The sequence below is a fragment of the Aquimixticola soesokkakensis genome (assembly GCF_900172375.1).
In the GTDB taxonomy this organism is placed as follows: Bacteria; Pseudomonadota; Alphaproteobacteria; order Rhodobacterales; family Rhodobacteraceae; genus Aquimixticola; species Aquimixticola soesokkakensis.
On the sequence record NZ_FWFS01000010.1, the window covers coordinates 90,180 to 111,599 of the forward strand.

Below are 21,420 nucleotides of genomic sequence, written 5' to 3' on the forward strand. Positions count from 1 at the left end.
CGGGAATATTTAGGTGACTTGTCACTAAAATGTGCTCAAACAAGCAGCACATCTCGTGATTTTCAGCCCCAAAATTGGGCGGCGGTCAGATTGTGGAAAAGCGCAGAACAATCGCGGCGCGATAGGGAACACCGGGGCGCAGGATCGTCTCCCGCGCGCCAAAGCTTGCGGGCATATTCACCGCATTGGGATAGCTCTGCGGTTCAAGGCAAATCGCGTCGTGAGGGCGGTAGCTTAGCCCGTCTTTCCCGGCGATGCCGCCCGCGATGACATTGCCGGTATAAACCTGCAGCCCTTCCTGATCGGTCTCCAGCTCCAGACGCCGCCCGCTGATGTGATCGTCCAGCGTGGTCGTGCCGCCATCCAGACACAGACAATGGTCATAGCCGCTCAAGGCACCTGCGTTTATCGCCTCGCGAGGCTGGCGGGGGCTGCGAAAATCAAAAGGTGTCTGCGCCACGGTTGCGATGCCGGTCGGAACTTTGGCGTCATCCACCACAAGGTAGCGCGCGGCGGGAACCTGCAGATGATAGTCCAGCGCCGTAGCCGCGCGGCTGCGCAAGGCTTTTGCACCGCATAGCGCAAAGAAGCTGTGGTTGGTCAGGCCCAGCGGTGTCGGCGCGTCGCTTGTCGCGTGGTAGTCGATGTCGAGCTGCACAGACCGGTCGCGCGGCACAAGCCGGTAGGTCACCCGCGCCGCAACACGGCCCGCAAATCCTTGATCGCCCGCAGGGCTGGTGAGCGAAAACGTGACACTGTCGTCGCTGACGGCATCCACCGCCCAAAGCCGCAGGTCAAATCCCTCGGGCCCGCCGTGCAGGGTCGTCGTGCCCTCGTTTTGCGCAAGCCGATGCTCCTGCCCGTCGATGCAAAACCGCCCGCCAGCGATGCGGTTGGCGACACGTCCGATGGTGGCGCCAAAGAAACTGCGCCGCGCAAGATAGCCCGCGAGGCTGTCGTGGCCCAGAACGATATCGTCCTGCACCCCGGCACGATCCGGCGTCACAATGGACTGGATCGACGCGCCCAGACTAAGCAGGCGCACCCGCGTCTGCCCCGCCTCAAGGGTGATGGCTTCCACCGCGCGCCCGTCGGGCAGCGTGCCAAAACCCGCGCGCCGACTCATTCGACAAAGGCCTCGACGACACGGCGTTCTCCCAGCAAAAAAGCATCCGCTACAAGCTGCAACGGCGCAAGGTCAACGTCGCTTTGCCCGCGCGCAATCAGGTCGACAAACCGTGCATAGAGGCGTTTATATTCGGCATCGCTTGCGTTGATCTGTGCCACTCCCGCCACCACCAACCGCGCGCCGCCCTCTTGCAACACCACCTCGCCCAGATCGCTTTGTACGCGGATATCCCATGTTTGCGGGCCGGTCTGACGCCAGTCGAACACCGCCTCGACAGGCGCGCCCGCCCCCGTGACCATCGACATCTGCGCGGCAATGGGCGCTTGTTTGTTGGCAGGCACTTCCAAAATCGCGCCGGTCGGATGCACAGGGTCTGGCAGGATGCGCGTGAGGATGGAAAGCGCGTTGATGGCGGGATCAAAGACCCCCAGGCCTCCCGCTTCCCAGATCCATTCCTGACCGGGGTGCCAGTGGCGCACATCCTCTTTCCACGCGATATCCACGCGCTGAATCGTCGCATTTGCTAACAGGGTGCGCGCTTGCTCGACCGCTGCCGCTTCGCGCGAATGCCATGTCGCAAACAGGGTGACGCCGCGATCGCGGGCCAGTTGCGCAAGCGCTTGCACCTCGCTGACGCTGGCACCGGGAGGCTTTTCCAGCATCACATGTTTGCCCGCGCGCAGGGCGGCCTGTGCCTGTGCAAAGCGGCCCTGCGGAGGGGTGCACAGCGACACCGCGTCCACGCGGACATCGGACGCCAGCAATGCCGCGACATCGTAAAACGCCGCAATATCGTCAAGGCGCGCGTTGCGGCTTGCGATCGCCGCAAGCGACAGCGCCGGCGTGGCCGCCAGCGCCGGCAGATGTTGATTGCGCGCAATCGTGCCAAGGCCGACGAGGCCCAAAGAAATCGGTGTCATTTGAAGTCTCCGCAAAGGTCGAGGCGAAAGGCGGGTTCGGCTTTGCCCTGCCCTGCCTGCGCAACGGTGAATGTTTTGCCCGCATCGGGGTCGGCGCGCCGCGCCTCGGGCGTCATATGTTCGGTGGCCGAGGTGACGAAGAGGGTGGTGAAGTCAGCGCCACCAAAGGCCGGACAACTGCTTTGGGTCGCGCCAACGGGCGTGCGTGCGCCCAGCGTCGCGTCCGGCGCGACCGCCACCACACAGCCCGCCCCCCACAGGGCCACCCGCAGGCTCCCATCGGCCAGCGTCACCGCCCCGTCGGGATTGAGGCCAAGCGCCGCAAAATCCACGAAGGTCTCGCGCGCGCCAAGGGGCCAGCCGTCACCGTCCAACGCTTGGCGATAGAGCAGGCCCAGCGCGGTGTCGGCGTAATAGGCGCAGCTTTTGTCAGGGGCAAAACAGATGGCGTTCGCAATGGTCAACTCCGCCGCGACCTGTCGCATTTCGCCCGCAACATAGCGATAGAGCGCGCCGGCTTTTGGCGCTGCGCTCTTGCTCATGGTCGAGGTCCAGAAACCACCCCAAGGATCGGCGCGCCCGTCGTTCGAGCGGGTCTGCGCGACATCCGCTTCGATGCCGATCAGACGCTGCAGGCCCCCGCTTTCGATGTCAAATACCCACAGCCCCGTTTCGGAGGCCAGCAACAATCGGTCTGCGTCAATCCAGGCCGCCGCCGAAAACAGTTCCGGCAGCGCGTAGCTGCGCCGCGCATCGGGGGCGGCGTCATCGGGGCGCCGGACATGCAGGGTTCGGCCCAAAATATCAAACCAGAACAATTCGCCGCGCTGCGGATGCCAGAGCGGCCCCTCCCCCAAATGACAGACCTGTTCGTCGAAAATCGCCATGTTCAGTCCTCGATTGCCGCGTCATAGGCCGCAACGATGCTGCGCGCCCGCGTAGCCACAGACTGGACGGACAAACCGGGCGTGTACAGCGCCGTGCCGATGCCAAAGCCGCGCGCCCCCGCCGCGCGCCACTGCGCGAAATTCGCTGGCCCTGCGCCGCCGACCGCATAGACCGGCACGCTGTGGGGGATCACGGCGCACATGGCTTTCAGGCCCTCAGGCCCCGCCATCGTGCCGGGGAAAAGTTTCAACCCCGTGGCCCCCGCGTCAATCGCCGCGAAGGCTTCGGTGGGGGTGAAAAACCCCGGCCAGGATTGCAGGCCAGCGTCCACAGTCGCGCGGATCACCGCGCCGTTCACATTGGGCGAGACGATGATGCTGCCCCCCGCTGCGGCGACCTGTTTGACCTGCGCGACGCTCAGAACCGTGCCCGCGCCGATCACGGCGCTTTTGCCGACCGCCGCGACCATCGCCTGAATCGAGGTCAGCGGATCGGGCGAATTCAGCGGCACTTCGATGGTGGTGATGCCGGCATCCACCAAGACTTGCGCGCAGGCGGCGGCGTCTTTGGGGGTGATGCCGCGCAGAATGGCAATCAGGGGGCGGGTCATTTTTGGTCTCCCAGTCGGTAGGCGGTCAATCCCTCGCGCACGAGGTCTGCGCCGTCACAAAGCTCAGCCACAACCCCGCGCTGTGCAAGGGCGGCTTGGTAGGCTTGGGCGATATCGCCGCTGCCGATGATCACACAGGTTTGCAATTCGCTCTGCGAAAGCTCCGCGCCGATCAGCAGGCCCGAAAGCCGCGCGCGCGCCGCTGTCGGGGTCAGATCGGCCACAAGCGCCTCGGCGCGCAGGGCAAAAAGCGCCGCAAACGCGCCCCCCGCGAGCCCCTGTGCAACCCCTGCGGCGAAGGCCTCGGGATCGGTGCCATGGGGCGCAATGCTGTGGCGCAGAACGGATTTTTCCGCCAGCAAAGCAAAGAGTTCGCCCGTCATATGGGTCGTGAACCCGATGACCTGTCCCGCTTCGATTTGCACATGTTTGCAATGTGTTCCGGGCAAAAGGATCGTCCCGTTGAACGCAGGGCGCTGTGCCAGAAATCCTGCAATCTGGGTCTCTTCGCCGCGCATCACATCGCTTGGCGCGCTTTGGCGCAAACCGGGAAGGATGCGCACACAGATGCGCGGATCCCTGGTGGGAACCTGCACCGCTTTGCCGGCTGCAACCGGGGCGCAGGGCACGGCGCGATAGGGGGCTTCGCGCCAGCCCTGACGCGCACCAACCATGCCACAGGCAAGCACGGGCATGACTTGCCCCGCCTGTAACCAAGGCGCGATCAGTTCCAACAACGCAGGCTCGAACGCCTCCGCCGCCACCTTGCCCATGCCCTGATCGGACTGGCGCGTGTCAAGGCACCGGGCCCCGCGCATGGCAAACACGCGCAGGCGGCTGGTGCCCCAATCGACGCCAATCCAATCGGGCGTTTGAGACGGGCTTTCGCTCACCGCAGATCCTCGGGCAACAGGGCGGCGGGCAGGTTCTGGTAGCACACAGGCCGCAAGAACCGGCGGATCGCCATCGTGCCGACCGAGGTCGCGCCAAAGTTCGTCGAGGCCGGATAAGGCCCGCCGTGCACCATCGTGTCGGCCACTTCCACGCCGGTCGGAAAGCCGTTGACCATCAGGCGACCCGCTTTGCGTTCCAACACCGGCAAGAGGCGCTGCGCCAAGGCCGTGTCGCCGTCATCCATGTGCAACGTCGTGGTCAACTGCCCCTCGAAACTGCGGGCAAGGGCGACCATCTCGTCGATGCTTTCAACCGTGATCAGCAACCCAAGCGGGCCAAAGACCTCATGCGCCAGATCGGCATCGGCCAGCCAGTCGGCGGCGCAGACCACAAAGAGGTTGGGCGCAGCTTCGCGCGCAGTGCAGCTGGTTGTCAGCGCGGCGTGAACACCTGTCCCTTTGGCGATGGTTTCAACGCCTTTGCGGTAGGACTGCGCGATGCCTTCGCTCAACATCACCTGCGCCCCGACCGGTTCAAGCGCGCCGCGCGCGGCCTCGATCACCGTTTGCGCCTGATCCGCCAACACCACCGCGATCCCGGGGTTGGTGCAAAACTGCCCCACGCCCATGGTCAGCGAATTTGCCCAGCCTGCGCCGATCTGCGCCCCGCGCGCCTTGACCGCTTGGGGCAGCAAAAACATCGGGTTGACCGAGCCGAGTTCGCCAAAAAACGGGATCGGTGTCGGGCGGGCGGCGCAAAGATCAAACAGCGCGCGCCCCGCGCCAAGCGATCCGGTAAACCCCACGGCCGTGATCAGCGGATGCTGCACCAGCGCGCTGCCCACCTCGATCGATCCGCCCTGCACGAAGGAAAAGATGCCCGCTGGCAGGCCGCATTTCGCAATGGCCGCCGTAATGGCCTCGGCCACGATCTCGCCGGTGGCGGGGTGTGCTTCGTGGCCTTTGACCACCACCGGACAGCCAGCGGCAAGGGCCGAAGCCGTATCCCCCCCTGCGACCGAAAAGGCGAGCGGAAAGTTCGAGGCGCCAAACACAGCCACAGGGCCGATGGGACGCTGCATCATCCGCAGATCGGGGCGCGGCAGGGGCGCGCGGTCGGGCAAAGCGGGGTCGAACCGGCGATCCAGATAGGCACCGTCGCGGATATGGCTGGCAAAGAGGCGCAACTGTCCGGTGGTGCGCCCGCGCTCTCCCGTCAGCCGCGCAGCAGGCAGGCCGGTCTCGACCGTCGCAAAGGCGGTGATGTCGTCCCCGCAGGCGTCGATTTCTTCGGCGATTGTCTCGAGCAGCCTTGCGCGATCCTCGCGCGTGGTGGCGGCAAAGGCGTCGAATGCGCCTTCGGCCGCTTGCACGGCAGCATCCACCAGATCGCGCGTTCCGGCCTGCGTGCTGCGGGTGGTGCCATCCAGCAAAGCGGTCTCAAAACGGGTCTGTCCGGCGGTGCGGGTGCCAGCGATCAAATGCTGGCCGTGAAATTCGTAGGTCATGGGAGGTCCTTTTGCGAAAAGACCTGCGGCGCGGGGAGGAAGACACGCCGCAGGAAACATAAGACGTCAGTGGCTGTCTTTCCCGACAGGATTGCCGCGACAGCCTTTGAGAAAATCGAGGTCAGCGCCGGTATCGGCCCCCTCGACATGGGTCTGGTGCAACCACGCATAGCCCGAGGGCGCGCGCTCATGGGCAGGGGCCCAAGCGTCGAGCCGCGCCGCAAGTTCGGCGTCACTGATATCAAGGTGGAGACGACGGTTGGGCACATCAAGGGTGATCATGTCCCCGTTTTGCACCACAGCCAGCGGACCACCGGCGGCAGCTTCGGGGGAGGTATGCAGCACAACGGTGCCATAGGCCGTCCCCGACATGCGCGCATCCGAAATGCGCACCATATCCGTGATGCCCTTTTTGAGCACCTTGGGCGGCAGGCCCATATTGCCCACTTCGGCCATACCGGGGTAGCCCTTAGGCCCGCAGTTTTTCAGCACCAGAACACAGGTTTCATCCACATCGAGATCCGGATCTTCGATCTTGGCTTTATAGTCGTCGATATCCTCGAACACGACCGCGCGCCCCGTGTGGGTCAGCAGATGCGCAGAGGCCGCAGAGGGTTTCACCACCGCGCCCTTGGGGGCCAGATTGCCTTTGACCACCGCGATTCCGCCCTGTTTGGTCAGCGCCTTGTCAAGCGGCAGGATCACGTCCTCGTTGTGGTTGACCACATCCTTGACCTCTTCCCAGATCGAGCGGCCCGACACGGTCAGCGCGTCGCGGTGCAACTGCCCGCCCTCGCCCAGACGTTTGAGCACCACGGGCAGGCCACCGGCGTAAAAGAACTCCTCCATCAGGTATTTTCCCGAGGGCATCAGGTTCACGATCGTGGCCACATCGCGCCCGCACCGATCCCAGTCTTCCAAGGTCAGGTCAATCTCGCAGCGTCCCGCCATCGCGAGCAGGTGGATCACCGCGTTGGTCGAGCCGCCAATCGCGCCATTGGTGCGGATCGCATTCTCGAATGCCTCTTTGGTCATGATATCGGAGGGCTTCAGATCATCCTTGACCATCTGCACGATGCGCCGCCCCGACAGCTGCGCCATGACGCGGCGGCGCGAATCCACCGCGGGGATGGCCGCATTGCCCGACAGCGCCATGCCCAGCGCTTCGGCCATTGAGGCCATGGTGCTTGCCGTGCCCATCGTGTTGCAGGTGCCGCTCGAGCGCGACATGGACGCTTCGGCCTCAAGAAAGTCCTCTTGCGACATCTCGCCCGCCTTGACCGCTTCGGAGAATTTCCACAGATGCGTCCCCGAGCCGACCCGTTCGCCCCGAAAATAACCGTTCAGCATCGGGCCGCCCGTCACAACGATCGAGGGAATGTCACAGCTGGCCGCCGCCATCAGCAGCGAAGGCGTGGTTTTATCGCAGCCCACCAGCAACACACAGCCATCCATCGGTTGCCCGCGAATGGTTTCCTCGATCGCCAGCGCCGCGAGGTTGCGATACATCATCGCCGTGGGGCGAAAGGTGTTTTCCGAAGCCGAAAATACCGGCACTTCGACCGGAAAACCGCCCGCTTCCCAAATGCCCGCTTTCACCTTTTCCGCCAGTTCGCGAAGATGCCCGTTGCAGGGCGTGAGGTCAGACCAGGTGTTGAGGATGCCGATGATCGGGCGCCCGTCAAAGAGGTCATGCGGGTAGCCCTGGTTTTTCATCCAGCCACGGTGGTAAATCGTGTCGCGCGACGTGCCCTCGTACCAATGGGTCGAGCGCAGCTTGCGCGGCCAGGGAGCGGGGGTGAAGGTTTTCGCAGACATCAGGGGCTCCAATCACAAAGCGCGGATGCGAGTCGGCGCCACGGGGGCATCAATCGCGAGAGGGTTGATCAGCGGCAGGCCGAACTGCGGCGCGGAGATTTCGAACACATCGCCCGCCTGCGTTTGCACGCCAGCCCCGAAAGACAGGGTCGCGGTGCCAAACATATGGACGTGCAGATCCCCTGCACGCCGGAAGGGCGCATATTTGAAATGGTGGTGTTCCAGGTTCGCAATCGTGTGGGACATGTTGTCCTCGCCCGACACAAAGGGCGCATCGAAAATCACCTGATCGCCGCGCAGGATACGCGAGCGCCCTTCGATGTTGCGCGGCAGATCACCCACCAGCAACTCCGGCCCAAAGGACGCAGGGCGCAGTTTGGAATGGGCCAGAAACAGGTAGTTCACCTTTTCCGTAACGTGATCGGAAAACTCGTTGGCCAGCGTAAAGCCGATGCGATGCGGCGTGCCATCGGGTCCGTTGAGGTAAAAGGCAGCGATTTCGGGTTCCTCGCCACCGTCCAGCGCGAACCCCGGCGAGGTCAGCGGATCGCCCGGCGCCACAGCTTCTGTGCCGGGGCCTTTGTAGAACCACTCCGGCTGCACGCCAGCCTCGCCTGCGGCGGGTTTTCCGCCCTCAAGCCCCATTTTGAACATGCGCATGGAGTCGGTTTCGCTTGCGACGTCGCCGCCGGCCCCGTGCATGGCGTTGCGGGTCGACGCCGATCCCAGATGGGTGAGCCCCGTGCCACACAGATACATGCGCGCAGGTTCGGGGTGGCGCACCGGCACATCCAGCGCGCCTTTTGCAGCCAGTTGCACGAGGTCCACCGCCTCCCCCCCTGCGGGGATCACATCGGCCAGTGTCGCGCCCGCCGCCACGGCGTTTTGCGCAAGTTCAAAGACAGTGACGGCGGGGATCAGACGGGCCGTTTCGCCCTCGCGCACCACAACACCGCCGGATTTCAATTGGCTCAAATACATCGCTCTTAGCCTTGTTTTTGTTTGTTGTAGACGTCGAAGATCACCGCAGCCAAAAGGACCAACCCCTTGATCACCTGTTGGTAATCAATGCCGATGCCCATGATCGACATGCCGTTGTTCATCACGCCCATGATAAAGGCCCCGACCACAGCGCCCACGATCTTGCCCGAGCCGCCCGACATCGACGCCCCGCCGATGAACACCGCCGCAATCACGTCCAGTTCCAGCGAAAAGCCCGCTTTGGGGGTCGCGGTGTTCAGCCGCGCGGCGAAAATCAGACCGGCAAGCGCGGCAAGAAAGCCCATGTTGACAAACGCAAGGAAGGTCAGCCGTTCGGTCTTGATGCCCGACAGTTTGGCCGCCTTTTCATTGCCGCCCAGCGCGTAGATCCGCCGCCCGATCACCGTGTTCTGGGTCAGGAAGGAATAGATGATGATCAGCACGCCCATGGTCACGGCCACATTGGGCAGGCCACGGAAGGTCGAGAGTTTGAAGGTCAGGAACAGCAAACCCCCGATCACGATGGCATTGCGTGCCCAAAAGAAATTCGACGGTTCAAGCTCGATACCATATGCCGCGTTGCGGGCCCGTGCGCGCAGTCCCATCCAGACGATGGCCGCAGAGGCAACGATGCCGACGCCCATCGCAAGGACGTTGAAATTGCGCGCGCCAAACAGGGCCGCAAGCCCTTCGGTGGCACTGCGCGGTAGAATGTCGGGAACAAAGCCGGTCGACAAAAGCTGGAAGGTGGGCGGAAACGGCCCGATGGATTGGCCCTGCAACAGCCACAGCGACAATCCGCGAAACACCAGCATCCCCGCCAGCGTCACGATGAAGGACGGGATTTTCCAATAGGCGACCCAGTACCCCTGTGCCGCGCCCACCACCGTTCCCAGCAAGAGCGAAATCACCACGGCAAGCGGAACGGGCAGTCCCCAATCGACGATCATCACGGCGGCAAACGCCCCGACAAACCCCATCACAGAGCCGACCGAAAGGTCGATATGCCCTGCGACAATCACGATCAACATGCCCAGCGCCATGATGATGATGTAGCTGTTTTGCAGGAACAGGTTGGTGATATTGACGGGGCGCATCAGCGTGCCACCGGTCACGATCTGGAAAAACACCATGATCGCGATCAGGGCAAACAGCAGGCCGTATTCGCGCATATGCGCCTTGAGATAGGCCATCAGCGGGCTTTGCGCGCCCTGTTCAGTGGTTGATTGGCTCGACATTTCTTCCCCTCACTCGGTGACGATGAGCGACATGATGCGCTCCTGCGTGGCCTCACGAGCGTCAAGTTCGCCCACAAAAGCCCCTTCGTTCATGACGTAAATCCGGTCGCACATGCCCAAAAGTTCGGGCATCTCCGACGAGATCATCACCACGGCTTTGCCCTGCGCGGACAGGTCGTTGATGATGGAATAGATTTCATATTTTGCGCCCACGTCGATGCCGCGCGTCGGCTCGTCGAGGATCAGCACTTCGGGTTCGGTGAACAGCCATTTGGCCAGCACCACCTTTTGCTGGTTGCCCCCCGACAGATTGCCGACCTTTTGCATCACAGAGGGCGTGCGGGTCGCCAGCGCCGTGCGATAGCGTTCGGCGACCTCGGTTTCCTCGGCCTCGCGCAGCACGCCTTTGGAGGACACCCCCTCAAGATGGGCCAGCGTGGTGTTGAACCGGATGGTTTCATCCAGGATCAGCCCCAGCGATTTGCGGTCCTCGGTCACATAGGCCAGCCCCGCGTCAATCGCGCGGTCCACCTTGGACACATCCACTGGCGTGCCGTGCACTTTGAGCGTGCCGGAAATATTGCGCCCCCAGCTTTTGCCAAAAACCGACATGGCCAGCTCGGTGCGCCCCGATCCCATAACGCCCGCGATGCCGACGACTTCGCCCGCACGCACATTCATCGAGATGTTCTTGATCACCTGCCGCTCGGCGTGGTCGGGATGCCAGACGTTCCAGCCCTCGACCTCCATGACCATCTCCCCCGCCACGCGGGGGCGTTCGGGATAGCGCGCCGACATATCCCGCCCGACCATGTCGCGCACGATCGCGTCTTCGGACAGGCCCTTGGCATCAAGGCGCGAAACAGTCATCCCGTCGCGGATCACGGTCACCGTGTCGGCGACATAGCGCACTTCCCCGAGCTTGTGGGAAATGATGATGCAGGTGACACCTTGGGCTTTGAGTTCCAGCATCAGATCCAGCAACTTGCGGCTGTCGTTTTCCTGCAAAGCCGCAGTAGGTTCGTCCAAAATCAGCAATTTAACGTGCTTTGACAGGGCCTTGGCGATTTCCACCAATTGCTGCTTGCCCACACCGATCTTGTCGACAAGTGTGCCCGGCGCATCGCGCAAGCCCACTTTTGCCAGCAAGTCGACCGTGCGGCTGAAGGTTTCCTGCCATTGCATCACGCCACTCTTGGCGCGCTCGTTGCCCAGAAAAATGTTCTCGGCAATCGACAGTTGCGGCACCAGAGCGAGTTCCTGGTGAATGATGACAATGCCGCGGCTTTCGGAATCCGACAGGGTTTTGAACTCGGCCAAAGCGCCGTCGTAATGGATTTCGCCGTCGTAGCTGCCCACGGGATAGACCCCCGACAGCACCTTCATCAGCGTTGATTTACCCGCCCCGTTTTCACCGCAAATCGCGTGGATTTCACCCTGCGCGACGCTCAGGTTCACCCGGTCCAGCGCTTTGACGCCGGGAAATTCTTTGGTGATGTCGCGCATCTCCAACAGCACTGTCATGGTCGCTCCCCCGACTATCTTTGTGCGCCTCCGACAACCGGAGACAACAAGGCCGCCCCACCCGATGAGCGGGGCGGCCCTTGGGATCAAAAACTTACTTGATCTGGTCTTCGGTGTAGTAACCGGTGTCGATCAGACGCTCCTCGATGTTGGTCGCATCCACGGGAAGCGGTTCGAGCAGATACGCGGGGATCACCTTGACGCCGTTGTCGTAGGTTTCGGTGTCGTTGAGTTCCGGCTCGCTGCCCTCAAGCACGGCGTTGACCATGCCAACGGTGACGCGCGCCAGTTCACGGGTGTCCTTGAAGATCGAGGAATACTGCTCGCCTGCGAGGATGGATTTCACCGACTGGATTTCCGCATCCTGACCGGTGACGATGGGCATTTTCAGATCGCCCGAGCCATAGCCAACGCCCTTGAGGGACGACAGGATGCCGATGGACAGACCGTCATAGGGCGCCAGCACACCATGGACCTCTTTGTCGGTGTAATTGGCCGACAGGATGTTATCCATGCGGGCCTGCGCAACCGCGCCGTCCCAGCGCAGGGTGCCGACCTTATCCATGCCCATCTGGCCCGATTGCACGACAACCGTGCCATCGTCGATCATCGGCTGCAGCACCGACATCGCGCCATCGTAGAAGAAATAGGCGTTGTTGTCGTCGGGCGAACCGCCGAACAGCTCGACGTTATAGGGACCATCGCCAAAGCGCGTTTTCAGACCCTCCACAAGCGACGTAGCCTGCAGCACCCCCACTTTGAAGTTATCGAAGGTGGCGTAGTAATCCACGTCACCGCTGTCGCGGATCAGGCGGTCATAGGCGATGACCTTGACGCCGGAGGCGGCCGCATTGGCCAAAGCGTTCGACAGGGTGGTGCCATCGATGGCCGCAATCACCAACACGTCCACACCCTTGGTGACCATGTTTTCGATCTGGGCCAACTGGTTGGGGATATCGTCCTCGGCGTATTGCAGGTCGGTCTCGTAGCCGGCATCCTCGAACTGCTTGACCATGTTGTTGCCGTCATCGATCCACCGCGCGGAGGATTTCGTCGGCATGGAAATGCCCACAGTGCCTTCGGCGTGAAGCGCGCTGGTAAGCGCAACAAAGCTGACCGCGAGCGCACCCGCGAGTTTCATCAATTTCATGTCTATCCTCCCTGACAGGGGCAAACCCCTGTGCACATAAACCCCGTCTCCCGAGGGGCTGCACCGAGTCGTAACGGGGAATGACATACCAAACAAATACCAATATAAAGATTCCATATATCATAATTGGAATGACAGATGGAGCTTCTCAAAAACCTGCGCCCCGCCCAGGCGCGCCTTGTCGCGGCCATTGCCGAACACGGCCAGCTTCAGGTGGCGGCTTCGGCCTGCCAGATGACCCAGCCCGCGGCCTCAAGGATGCTTGCAGAACTCGAACGCCAGATCGACGCCAAGCTGTTTGCCCGCACGCCCAAGGGCATGGAGCCGACGAAAGCGGGCCAGTTGGTCGCGCGCCACGCAACGCGCATCACCCATGATCTGGCGCAGATGGCGGCGGAGTTTTCGGAACTACGCGCGGGGCTGGCAGGGTCGATCCGCGTTGGCGCCGTCACCGGACCGGCGTTGGGACGGCTTGTGCCAGCGATCCAGCGGCTCAAGGCACAGGCCCCCTCGGTGGATATTTCGGTAGAGGTCGCGCCCTCGGTGCAGCTGGTGCAATCGCTCAAACGCGGCGATCTGGATTTCGTGCTGGCCCGCCTGCCCGCCTATGAGGACCAGCGCGATTTCGAACTGGAGCCTGCGCGCGATGAAACCGTGCAACTGATGGTGCGCGCGGGCCATCCGATGCTGCGCGGCGGTCCCCTCAGTATCGGCGCGCTGCACGGGTTTCCCTGGATCCTGCAAGATCGCGGAGCCCCGATCCGCCACGCCATCGAGCGCGCCTTTCACGCCGAGGCCCTGCCAGCCCCCAACAATATCACCACCACCTCGTCGCTGTTGGTGATCATCGCGCTGCTCAAGGATACCAACGCGATTTCCCCGATGTCCCAGGAGGTGATCGACCTGCTGCTTGACCCGCCCGTGAGTGCCAATCTGCGCAAGTTGGATGTGGTGCAAAACGTCACGGTCGAGCCCTATCTGATCCTGCGCGCGCGTGGGCGGACCCTGTCGCGCGCCGCAGAGCGGCTGTTGGGACTGGTGCGCGAAACCATCGATGCGCCGTGACCCCTGCGCAACCGCCCTGCCGCCCGCCTGATATCAGGCGACAGGGCGCAGGCGTTTACACCAAGGCGGCGTCCACACCCTCCAGCGCGGCAACCGACACAGCCTCGCTCGCCAGCAGGCCACTGCGCGCCTGATAGCTGGTGACATCGGTCGCGGTGCCGATCCTGGACCACAGGCTCACACCGTTGCCGTTGCCCCCCGTCAGCACCCAGCGCGCCGAGCCCGACACCACGCGCGTGGCATAGGCGGTGCCTGCGGGAATATTGGCAAAATCACCCGCATGCAGCAGATGGGTTTCGCCGTCGAGCACCAGCTCCAACGCGCCGTCCATCAGATAGGCGCAGACATGGGTGGTCGCGTGGCGCAGCGCCGGCATGGCAGCGCCACGTCCCGCCTCGAGCGTCACCATATCCAGCGCGCCCGCCGAAATCGCGCCGTTCAGCATGACCGTGGCCAAATGCCCGTCAAAGCGGTAGCGCGCGCCCTGCCCCGCCTGCAAAACATAGGACGCCGGCCCCTCGGGCAGCACCCGATCCGTGGCATCGCCGTTGGCAACGGGCGCAAAATCCTGTTGCACCGGATGCACGTCGAATTTGCCCATTGCCGGACCCATTTTGGAAAAATCGTAAGGGTGATCCAGTTCGGGCAGGCCATTGCCCTCCCATGGCTCGCCCGCCATGTCGAAAAAGCCTTCCCAGCCGCCGGGCGCGACGATGCCGAAAAACCGCGTCAGCGGCGCGACACATTGGTAGCTGTGCACATCGCCCGGTTGGACATAGGCGAAATCGCCCTCTGTCAACACCCGCGCGCTGTCATTGGCCCAGACCTGCAAGCGGCCCCGCAGACACAGCCATGTGTCGTGTTCGCGGTCGTGGTAGTGCAGCGGAATGGGGCGCTTGTCGTGGACGCTTTCGCAGATCACCGCTCCATAGGCGCCATTGGTCTGCGCCGTGCCTGCCAGCATATGCAGCGCCTGGCCTGCGACCAGCAACTTGCGGGCATCGCCGCTTTTCACAACAAAGGCTGTTGCGGGTTTGGGGCCGGTTTGCGGCTCAAGAGTTGGTTCACTCATCGGGGTCTCCTCCCTGAATGCGCAGCGCCTGCGGGCGCTCAAAAGTTATCGAACAAAGGGCACGGCCAGTTGCGCGGCCTTGCACTCATCCGTTTTCGGCGGGCAAATGCCCCATTTATCCACGCGACCTTCCGGCCAGATCCAGTCGTCGGGACCGCCTACAGGGTAGCTGTCATCGACCTGCTCCACCTCGGCGGTGTGTTCGATCACGATCCCGAAGGGGTCGACGAAATAGAAAAACACGTTGTCACCGGGCCCGTGGCGTCCGGGGCCCCAGCCAATGGCATGGCCTGCATCGCACATCTTGCCCCCTGCCCGCATCATGTCGTCGTAGTGGTCGTGCAAAAAGGAGACATGGTTCAACGTGTTCACCGTCCCCTTGGCCAGCACGATCGCGTGGTGATCATCGTTGCAGCGCAAAAAGCCCATCGCGGCGGACAGATCCGTCAGGACCATCCCCATCCCGTCGCGATGAAAGGCAATGTCGCGCTGCACGTCATCGGTGTTGAGGTTCACATGCGCAAGCCGCACAGGACGGTAGGCGTCATTTTCCAGCCGCGCGGGGCGCGCATCGCCCTGCGCCACGCCGATGCGCCGTCCCGCCGGATCGAAAACGCTAAATCCCGTCCCCCCGCCAAAGTCGCGCCGCGGACCGACGGGTTGATCCGGCGCTGCCCCTGCGGCAATCATCCTCGCATGAAGCGCCGCCAGATCGGCGGCGGGATCGGCATGCCAGGTCACCTCGGCAATCGCGGCTTGGGGCCCTGCACTGAGGGCAACGAGATAGGCATCCTCGCCAATGCCGCGCAGGTAATGCGTCCCGTCTTGCGTGGCGACATCGATCAGCCCCCAGACCTCGGTGTAAAACCGCAGCGCCGCAGCAAGATCGGGCACCACCAAATGGACCGAGCGCAGCCCGTCAACAGGAAAGCGCGGCGCCATGTCAGACCTCATCCGCGATGCGCGACACCAGACGACCGATGCCCGAAATCTCGACCACGATCTCGTCGCCCGCTTTCATCCAGACGGGCGGCGTGCGCTTGGCCCCCACACCGCCGGGCGTGCCCGTGGCAATGACATCGCCCGCCGAAAGCGGGGTGAAACGGGAAATATATTCGATGATCACGGGGATCGGAAACAGCATGTGATCCAGCGTGGCGCTTTGCATGACCGTGCCGTTCAGGATCGCCTGCACCCGCACCGCATCCAGATCCCCCACCTCGTCGGGCGTGACCAGTTCGGGCCCGAAGGGCGCTGTGTCGGGAAAGTTCTTGCCCGGTGTGAACTGGCGCGAATGCCATTGCCAATCGCGCACGGAGGCATCGTTGAAACAGGCAAAGCCCGCCACATGGCGCATCGCATCCGCTTGGGAAATATTGCGCCCCCCCGTGCCGATCACCACCGCCAGTTCCGCCTCGTAATCAAGGTCGCTCGACACGCGCGGCCGCACGATCGGGTCCTGCGCGCCCGTCAGCGTGTCGGCAAAACGGGTGAAAATCGACGGGTAATCCGTCGCTGCGCGCCCCGTTTCCACGCGGTGGCTTTCGTAGTTATGGCCAACGCAGAAAATCTTGGCCGGATTCGGGACCACGGGCAAAAGCGTGACCTCGGCGCGCGGCAGTTTCGGGCCGGTCGCGGGCGCGGCGTCCAGCCCCCGCTCGAGCGCGGTTTTCAGGTCGGGCGCATAGCCGGCGAGGTCGATGATGCTCTCGCCCTCGACACGGCCCCACGCGGGGGTGCCTTGATGGGTATAGCTGACGTAGCGCATGAAAAAATGTCCTCTTTTCAGTCGGTTGTCTCGGGAAGTCGCAGGGCGGCATTTTGGGCCATCGCCGCGAGCGCTGCCCTGAATTCAGCGGGATTTCTGGCCAGAACAGCCACATAGTGATCCGGCCGCAAAAGCACGAAACCGGCCTCGCGCGCGTCAAACCACGCGGCCAGATGGCCCTCGGGGTCGGGCAGATCGGCAAGGGAAACACAGCGCGCAGCCAAGAGGTCCAGCACCTGATGGGCGAGCAGATCGGCGCGTGCAATCACCCGCCAGCCCTGTCCCAAAACATCATCCAGCAGCCGCCCCCCGCCCAGTGTCGGGTTGATGAACCGCTCGCCAGCCCCTGCGCCGATGATCTGCGACGCAATCGGCGCGATCAAATCGGAGGCGGTGCGCATGCCCGTCTGCGCCCGGAGACGCGCATCGCGAGCGGCGGCTTTTGCGGGGTCCAATTCGCAAATATACCGCCCCGCTTCAACGGCTGCGCCGATGACATGGCGCACCTGCGCGTCGCGCTCGCGTTGATAGGTCGCAAAAAGCGCAGCACCTGCCTTTTGCCCGATCACAAGGTCAAGTTTCCACGCAAGGTTCGCCGCATCGCGAAACCCGTGGCACAGGCCTTGGCCAAAGAACGGTGGCGTCTGATGCGCCGCGTCCCCGGCCAGAAACACACGGCCCTGTTGCCAGTCCTCGGCCACCAACCCGTGAAAGCGGTAGGTCGCGGCGCGGATGATTTTATGCGCGGCCTCCCCGACCCACGGCGCAACCATGGCCGCCACGCGCGCAGGTTCTGCCATTTCGCTGTCGCTTTCCCCGGGAAGAAGCATGAATTCCCATCGGCGGTGATTGCCCCGCCCCGGCACGATGGTCGCCGGGCGCGCGGGGTCGCATTGCATCAACGACAGGTTTTGCAAATTCGCCCCCGCAGGCAGGCCCGTATAGGCGGGGAAAGTGATCGGCCCCTCAACCTCGGCGTCCACCACCAGCCACGGCTCTTCGAACTGCAAATCATCAAGCGCGATGCCCAGCGCCTTGCGCACAGTAGAGCGCGCCCCGTCACATCCAATCACCCAAGCCGCCGTATCCGTGGTGCCATCGCTCAGCGTCACCGTCACGCTGTCCGCATCTTGGGAAAGCGTTTCCACCGCCAGACCGGTGTCCAGTTGCACCTGCGCATATCGGGCCAGCCCCGCGCGCAGGATTTGCTCCATTTCCGGCTGGTAGAAAAAATAGTCGTTCGCATGACCAAAGGGGCGCGGTTTGCCCGCTGCCGACAAAAACCGGATCACGCCCTGATCCGCGCCGATGTGGATATGCCCGTCGCCTGCGCGCATCACCTTGTGAAAGGTATTAAACAGTCCTATGCCATTGAAAAGGCGCATAATTTCGTGATCGACATGCACTGCGCGCGGCAAGGAATAGGGGGCGGGATCGCGTTCGATGATCCGCACGCGATGCCCCGAACGTGCCAACAGATGGGCGGCAAAAACCCCCACCGGACCACCGCCAACGATGATCACGTCCCACTGCTTGCGCGCGACAGTCTGGGTCTTTGCGTCGCTCATATGCCCCCCGGAACCAATTCTTTTCCTTGGTATGGCGCGCGGCGATCAAAGTTTGAAATAATGGTTTACCCAGACAGTATAAATGTAATTGATATTCAAAGGTCCTGCGCGACGGTGCGACAGGCGGCAGTCACGAACCGCTCCGCGAGGGGCGACAAGGGGCTGTCGCGCAGCTTGAGGCAGACCAGTTTGCGCGGCGGCGGAGCGCCCATCAACGGGGCGCTGGACAGGATGCCCGCGGCCAGTTCCGTTGCCACAGCAGAGCGCGGCAAGAGAGCCAAAGCATTGCCCTGGCGCAAGATTTCCTTTTGCGTGGCCAGCATGTCGCAGCGGATCACATTGGCGGGCACGGGCACGCCCGCGCTGATGAACACGGCTTCCAATTGGCGTTTTGTTTCCCCCGAAACGCGCGGAAACACCCAAGGGCGCAGCGCCGCCTGCGCGATGTTCAGCCCCTCTGGCGGCAATTTTCCCGCCCCCGACACCAAGACGAACGGCTCGCGGGTCAGCGGGATTTCTTCCAGCCCCGGCGCCAGCGCATCAAGGCGCGCAGAACAGAGCGCGATGTCGATCTCGCGCCGTCGAAGCGCCTCGCCGATCATTTCATCCGCAAGGTGGACCAGCGTCACATCCAGCGCGTCGAGTTCATCCTGCAGCACCGCGATCACAGGCGGCACCAGCGCCAGAAACGCCCCCGTCGTGCCGCCAATCACCATTGGCCCCGCAATTTGCTGATCTTTGGCGGCGAGTTCGGCCATGGCGTGATCCAGGATATTTTCCATCGCGCTGGCATGGCGGATCAGGATGTGCCCCTCCGGCGTAAGCAGCGCCCCCTTGCGGTCGCGGATCACCACCTGCTTGCCCAAACGGTCCTCAAGCTGTGCAATCGCCATCGATACCGAGGGCTGCGTCATGTTCAACACCGCCGCAGCCGCCGAAAACGAGCCCTGCCGGACAACGGCCAGAAGGATGCGCAGATGGCGCGGATCAATGGACATCACTGCCTCCCTATTGACGCCAAACATGGGTCGCCGGGGCCAACATAAGTCAAACTTATACGCATCGCCAAATTCATTTCTTTGATTTTGATCCATCGACGGCAATAGTACAGACAAGAGGGGGAGGAAGAGATTTATGAAATTCAGACGCTTAGACCTGAACTTATTGGTCGCGCTGGAGGCGCTTCTGGACGAATGTTCCGTCACGCGCGCCGCAGATCGGGTGCATTTGTCACAAGCCGCGATGAGCAACGCCCTGACGCGGCTGCGCGAATATTTCGACGATGATCTCCTCGTGCGGGTCGGGCGGCGCATGGTGATGACGGATCGCGCGCGCGCCATGCATTCCGAGGTCAGCGAGATTTTGCGCCGCATCGAAACCCGCGTCATGGCAAGCCAGGATTTCGACCCGACCGAGCAGGAGCGCGAGGTGCGCTGCATGATGTCGGATGTGATGGCGAAAACCTTTTTCACCGATCTCACCCGCCACATTGCCCGACAGGCCCCGCTGATCACCCTGTCCTCGCGCCCTATCGAGGACCCGCCGCATCTGCAACTGGAACAGGGGCGGGTCGATTTCCTGATGATGCCGCGCCAATATGCCTCCTCCGCCCATCCAATGATCGAGCTGTACCGCGAAGGTTTCGAATGCGTGATGGAGCCCGACAACCCTTTGCTGCAAAAAGATTTTACGCGCGACGCCTATCTTGCGGCGACCCATGTCGTCATCGAACTCGGCTCGGCGCGCAAGATTTCGGCAGATCGCGCGACGATTGAACAGCGCTATGGGCCGCTCAAGGTCGGGGCCAAAGTGTACAGCCAAAGCATGGTGCCGTGGATGGTGCGCGATACCAACTGGATCGGCACCCTGCCCGCCTCTCTAGCGCGCAACTACGCCCGCGCTTTGGGGCTGGTCAGCGTTGCGCTGCCCATCGAGGTCCTGCCCAATGTGCTGGTGCTGCAATGGGGGCATTTCGCCGATCAGGATGCCTGTCTTGCGTGGCTGCGCTCGGAAATTTCCAACTTTGCGGTCGGGTCCGGACTGCGCGCTGCGGCCTGACCGCCCCCCCACACAGGCAGAGCACGGCAAAACGGGCGCAAATTCTGCGCCCGTTTTGGTGTCGTCACGCGCCAACACGGAGGTCGGCGCGCGTTTGCAGACCCGCGGATCAAAAGGTGATGCTCAGACCGAACTCATAGGATTCGCGGCGTTCGGGCGCAAAAACCGGCGGCTCGTAGCGATCATCAAACCCTTCGAGAAACTCATGGCCGCTGTCCCAGCCCGCATAGGCCGTCATCGTGTCGCTGATCTTGTAGCCGCCCTCGACCGCGTAGTTCTGATCGCTGTCCATGCCGATTTTGACATCCCAGTTTTCGCCGCCCCAATTGGTGGAAACGAGGAACTTTTCAAGATCGAAGGTGCCCTTGGTGTAGGTCGCAAAGAACCCCTTGAACAGACCCGCATCTTTGGTGTTGTAGATCGCTGTCAGATCCGCGTTATACAGCGCACGATCATCGCCGTTGCTGGCATAGCTTGCCGCAAGTACCAGCCCCGTGCCCTTCACCGGATAGACCACATCGATCTGTGCATCGCCCAGATCATTGGCCTTGAAAGCGTAGATCCCAAAGGCGGTCGGATAGGTCAGTTTGACTTCGCCAAGCGGGCGGTCGGACCCGTCGGTGGTGACAACATCGTCGCCGTAGACCGGCCCGTAGATTTGGAACGGATCTGCGGTCATTTCGACGCCGAGCTTGCCGAAATGGGTTTCGTATTTGATCTGGAAATCTTCCTGAACCTTCTGCAGTTCCCCATCGACAATCAGCGCCGCCTTGTCGCCAATCGCCCGATAGCGCCGCGGCACTGCCGGAAACACAGCGACCGAGCCGCGATTGCGCAGTTCGCCGTCCGCCCAGGGCTTTTGGCCCAGAGTGCCAAAGGTCGACACAGACAGCTTGCCGTTCGGCCCCATATCCAATGCGGCAGAAAAATCGACGTAATTGTCGTCAATATATCCGATGTCATCCTGATCCGAACGCAGGTTGGCCTGCACCTTGGCCTCAAGCGTACCCAGATCGCCAAAGCTGAAGCTCTCGGTTGCAAAGACTGACAGCTGCGCCAATGCGCCCGAAGCATCCCCGGCATTGCCATAGCCCAGATAGGCCTCGCCGCCGAATTTAACCTCTGCTGCAGCCAAAGTGGGGCTTAGGGCAAGGGCCGTCAGGGCCAGAATCTGTGTGTGTTTTTTCATGTGTGTCCTCCTTGAATGCCCGCAGTCCTCCCTGCGGTAAG

At 62.7% G+C, this 21,420-nt stretch carries 19 protein-coding genes; 2 read left to right on the forward strand and 17 right to left on the reverse strand.

All coding sequences use genetic code 11. The features are described 5' to 3' along the window. Window positions 1-85 precede the first annotated feature (85 nt). From AQS8620_RS13285 to chvE, 11 genes are all read right to left on the reverse strand, one after another. Entirely contained in the window at window positions 86-1,126 is a 1,041-nt protein-coding gene (locus AQS8620_RS13285) for an aldose epimerase family protein (protein ID WP_085837419.1), read from the reverse strand. Beyond that, on the reverse strand, window positions 1,123-2,049 hold the full coding sequence (locus tag AQS8620_RS13290) for a Gfo/Idh/MocA family protein (protein ID WP_085837421.1): 927 nt from the start codon (window positions 2,047-2,049) through the stop codon (window positions 1,123-1,125). Before AQS8620_RS13290 ends, AQS8620_RS13285 begins: the two co-directional genes overlap by 4 nt. Then, window positions 2,046-2,936, reverse strand: coding sequence for an SMP-30/gluconolactonase/LRE family protein (locus tag AQS8620_RS13295; protein ID WP_085837422.1), 891 nt, complete (start codon window positions 2,934-2,936; stop codon window positions 2,046-2,048). The genes AQS8620_RS13290 and AQS8620_RS13295 overlap by 4 nt, the downstream gene beginning before the upstream one ends. Before the next feature lie 2 nt (window positions 2,937-2,938). Continuing rightward, window positions 2,939-3,547 carry a 2-dehydro-3-deoxy-6-phosphogalactonate aldolase gene (locus AQS8620_RS13300; protein WP_085837424.1) on the reverse strand — a complete coding sequence of 203 codons (609 nt, stop codon included), beginning with the start codon at window positions 3,545-3,547 and terminating at the stop codon, window positions 2,939-2,941. Further along, entirely contained in the window at window positions 3,544-4,440 is an 897-nt protein-coding gene (locus AQS8620_RS13305; protein ID WP_234990493.1) for a 2-dehydro-3-deoxygalactonokinase, read from the reverse strand. The genes AQS8620_RS13300 and AQS8620_RS13305 overlap by 4 nt, the downstream gene beginning before the upstream one ends. Then, window positions 4,437-5,948 (reverse strand): aldehyde dehydrogenase (NADP(+)), encoded by a 1,512-nt coding sequence (locus AQS8620_RS13310; protein ID WP_085837426.1) that lies wholly within the window; start codon window positions 5,946-5,948, stop codon window positions 4,437-4,439. Before AQS8620_RS13310 ends, AQS8620_RS13305 begins: the two co-directional genes overlap by 4 nt. 66 nt (window positions 5,949-6,014) lie before the next feature. Then, window positions 6,015-7,766 carry an L-arabinonate dehydratase gene (gene araD, locus AQS8620_RS13315; protein WP_085837427.1) on the reverse strand — a complete coding sequence of 584 codons (1,752 nt, stop codon included), beginning with the start codon at window positions 7,764-7,766 and terminating at the stop codon, window positions 6,015-6,017. Window positions 7,767-7,778: 12 nt separating this feature from the next. After that, window positions 7,779-8,747, reverse strand: coding sequence for an AraD1 family protein (araD1, locus tag AQS8620_RS13320; RefSeq protein WP_085837429.1), 969 nt, complete (start codon window positions 8,745-8,747; stop codon window positions 7,779-7,781). 5 nt (window positions 8,748-8,752) lie between these two features. Beyond that, window positions 8,753-9,985: a multiple monosaccharide ABC transporter permease gene (gene mmsB / locus AQS8620_RS13325; RefSeq protein WP_085837430.1), complete on the reverse strand. Its 1,233-nt coding sequence runs from the start codon at window positions 9,983-9,985 to the stop codon at window positions 8,753-8,755. Window positions 9,986-9,994: 9 nt separating this feature from the next. Then, a complete protein-coding gene (mmsA, locus tag AQS8620_RS13330; protein ID WP_085837432.1) occupies window positions 9,995-11,509 on the reverse strand; it encodes a multiple monosaccharide ABC transporter ATP-binding protein in 1,515 nt (504 codons plus the stop codon). A 94-nt stretch (window positions 11,510-11,603) separates the two neighbouring features. Beyond that, window positions 11,604-12,650, reverse strand: a complete 1,047-nt coding sequence (chvE, locus tag AQS8620_RS13335) for a multiple monosaccharide ABC transporter substrate-binding protein (protein WP_370737893.1) — start codon at window positions 12,648-12,650, stop codon at window positions 11,604-11,606. A gap of 147 nt (window positions 12,651-12,797) precedes the next feature. Here chvE and AQS8620_RS13340 point away from each other — a divergent pair, with 147 nt between their 5' ends. Next, entirely contained in the window at window positions 12,798-13,724 is a 927-nt protein-coding gene (locus AQS8620_RS13340) for a LysR family transcriptional regulator (protein WP_085837436.1), read from the forward strand. A 55-nt stretch (window positions 13,725-13,779) separates the two neighbouring features. On the opposite strand, the gene AQS8620_RS13345 is transcribed toward AQS8620_RS13340, so the two are convergent. From AQS8620_RS13345 to AQS8620_RS13365, 5 genes are all read right to left on the reverse strand, one after another. Beyond that, the gene (locus AQS8620_RS13345) at window positions 13,780-14,796 is read right to left on the reverse strand and encodes a cupin domain-containing protein (protein WP_085837438.1); all 1,017 of its coding nucleotides are present in this window, start codon (window positions 14,794-14,796) and stop codon (window positions 13,780-13,782) included. Between the two features lie 45 nt (window positions 14,797-14,841). Then, on the reverse strand, window positions 14,842-15,738 hold the full coding sequence (locus AQS8620_RS13350; protein ID WP_085837439.1) for a VOC family protein: 897 nt from the start codon (window positions 15,736-15,738) through the stop codon (window positions 14,842-14,844). Window position 15,739: 1 nt separating this feature from the next. Continuing rightward, the gene (locus tag AQS8620_RS13355; protein WP_085837441.1) at window positions 15,740-16,564 is read right to left on the reverse strand and encodes a fumarylacetoacetate hydrolase family protein; all 825 of its coding nucleotides are present in this window, start codon (window positions 16,562-16,564) and stop codon (window positions 15,740-15,742) included. A 17-nt stretch (window positions 16,565-16,581) separates the two neighbouring features. Next, window positions 16,582-18,132, reverse strand: coding sequence for a bifunctional 3-(3-hydroxy-phenyl)propionate/3-hydroxycinnamic acid hydroxylase (locus AQS8620_RS13360; RefSeq protein ID WP_085837442.1), 1,551 nt, complete (start codon window positions 18,130-18,132; stop codon window positions 16,582-16,584). 95 nt (window positions 18,133-18,227) lie between these two features. Then, window positions 18,228-19,130: a LysR family transcriptional regulator gene (locus AQS8620_RS13365; RefSeq protein WP_159453249.1), complete on the reverse strand. Its 903-nt coding sequence runs from the start codon at window positions 19,128-19,130 to the stop codon at window positions 18,228-18,230. A 136-nt stretch (window positions 19,131-19,266) separates the two neighbouring features. Here AQS8620_RS13365 and AQS8620_RS13370 point away from each other — a divergent pair, with 136 nt between their 5' ends. Continuing rightward, window positions 19,267-20,190, forward strand: a complete 924-nt coding sequence (locus AQS8620_RS13370) for a LysR family transcriptional regulator (RefSeq protein ID WP_085837446.1) — start codon at window positions 19,267-19,269, stop codon at window positions 20,188-20,190. Between the two features lie 109 nt (window positions 20,191-20,299). Here AQS8620_RS13370 and AQS8620_RS13375 read toward each other — a convergent pair whose 3' ends face one another. Beyond that, on the reverse strand, window positions 20,300-21,379 hold the full coding sequence (locus AQS8620_RS13375; protein ID WP_085837448.1) for a hypothetical protein: 1,080 nt from the start codon (window positions 21,377-21,379) through the stop codon (window positions 20,300-20,302). Window positions 21,380-21,420: the final 41 nt, after the last annotated feature.

Coding starts and splice junctions, on each gene's coding strand:
- AQS8620_RS13295 (WP_085837422.1), bottom strand. CDS start 2,936: ATGGCGATTTTCGACGAACAGGTCTGTCATTTGGGGGAGGGGCCGCTC.
- AQS8620_RS13365 (WP_159453249.1), bottom strand. CDS start 19,130: ATGTCCATTGATCCGCGCCATCTGCGCATCCTTCTGGCCGTTGTCCGG.
- AQS8620_RS13340 (WP_085837436.1), top strand. CDS start 12,798: ATGGAGCTTCTCAAAAACCTGCGCCCCGCCCAGGCGCGCCTTGTCGCG.
- mmsB (WP_085837430.1), bottom strand. CDS start 9,985: ATGTCGAGCCAATCAACCACTGAACAGGGCGCGCAAAGCCCGCTGATG.
- AQS8620_RS13300 (WP_085837424.1), bottom strand. CDS start 3,547: ATGACCCGCCCCCTGATTGCCATTCTGCGCGGCATCACCCCCAAAGAC.
- chvE (WP_370737893.1), bottom strand. CDS start 12,650: ATGAAACTCGCGGGTGCGCTCGCGGTCAGCTTTGTTGCGCTTACCAGC.
- AQS8620_RS13310 (WP_085837426.1), bottom strand. CDS start 5,948: ATGACCTACGAATTTCACGGCCAGCATTTGATCGCTGGCACCCGCACC.
- AQS8620_RS13375 (WP_085837448.1), bottom strand. CDS start 21,379: ATGAAAAAACACACACAGATTCTGGCCCTGACGGCCCTTGCCCTAAGC.
- mmsA (WP_085837432.1), bottom strand. CDS start 11,509: ATGACAGTGCTGTTGGAGATGCGCGACATCACCAAAGAATTTCCCGGC.
- AQS8620_RS13290 (WP_085837421.1), bottom strand. CDS start 2,049: ATGACACCGATTTCTTTGGGCCTCGTCGGCCTTGGCACGATTGCGCGC.
- AQS8620_RS13350 (WP_085837439.1), bottom strand. CDS start 15,738: ATGGCGCCGCGCTTTCCTGTTGACGGGCTGCGCTCGGTCCATTTGGTG.
- AQS8620_RS13355 (WP_085837441.1), bottom strand. CDS start 16,564: ATGCGCTACGTCAGCTATACCCATCAAGGCACCCCCGCGTGGGGCCGT.
- AQS8620_RS13285 (WP_085837419.1), bottom strand. CDS start 1,126: ATGAGTCGGCGCGCGGGTTTTGGCACGCTGCCCGACGGGCGCGCGGTG.
- araD (WP_085837427.1), bottom strand. CDS start 7,766: ATGTCTGCGAAAACCTTCACCCCCGCTCCCTGGCCGCGCAAGCTGCGC.
- AQS8620_RS13360 (WP_085837442.1), bottom strand. CDS start 18,132: ATGAGCGACGCAAAGACCCAGACTGTCGCGCGCAAGCAGTGGGACGTG.
- araD1 (WP_085837429.1), bottom strand. CDS start 8,747: ATGTATTTGAGCCAATTGAAATCCGGCGGTGTTGTGGTGCGCGAGGGC.
- AQS8620_RS13370 (WP_085837446.1), top strand. CDS start 19,267: ATGAAATTCAGACGCTTAGACCTGAACTTATTGGTCGCGCTGGAGGCG.
- AQS8620_RS13345 (WP_085837438.1), bottom strand. CDS start 14,796: ATGAGTGAACCAACTCTTGAGCCGCAAACCGGCCCCAAACCCGCAACA.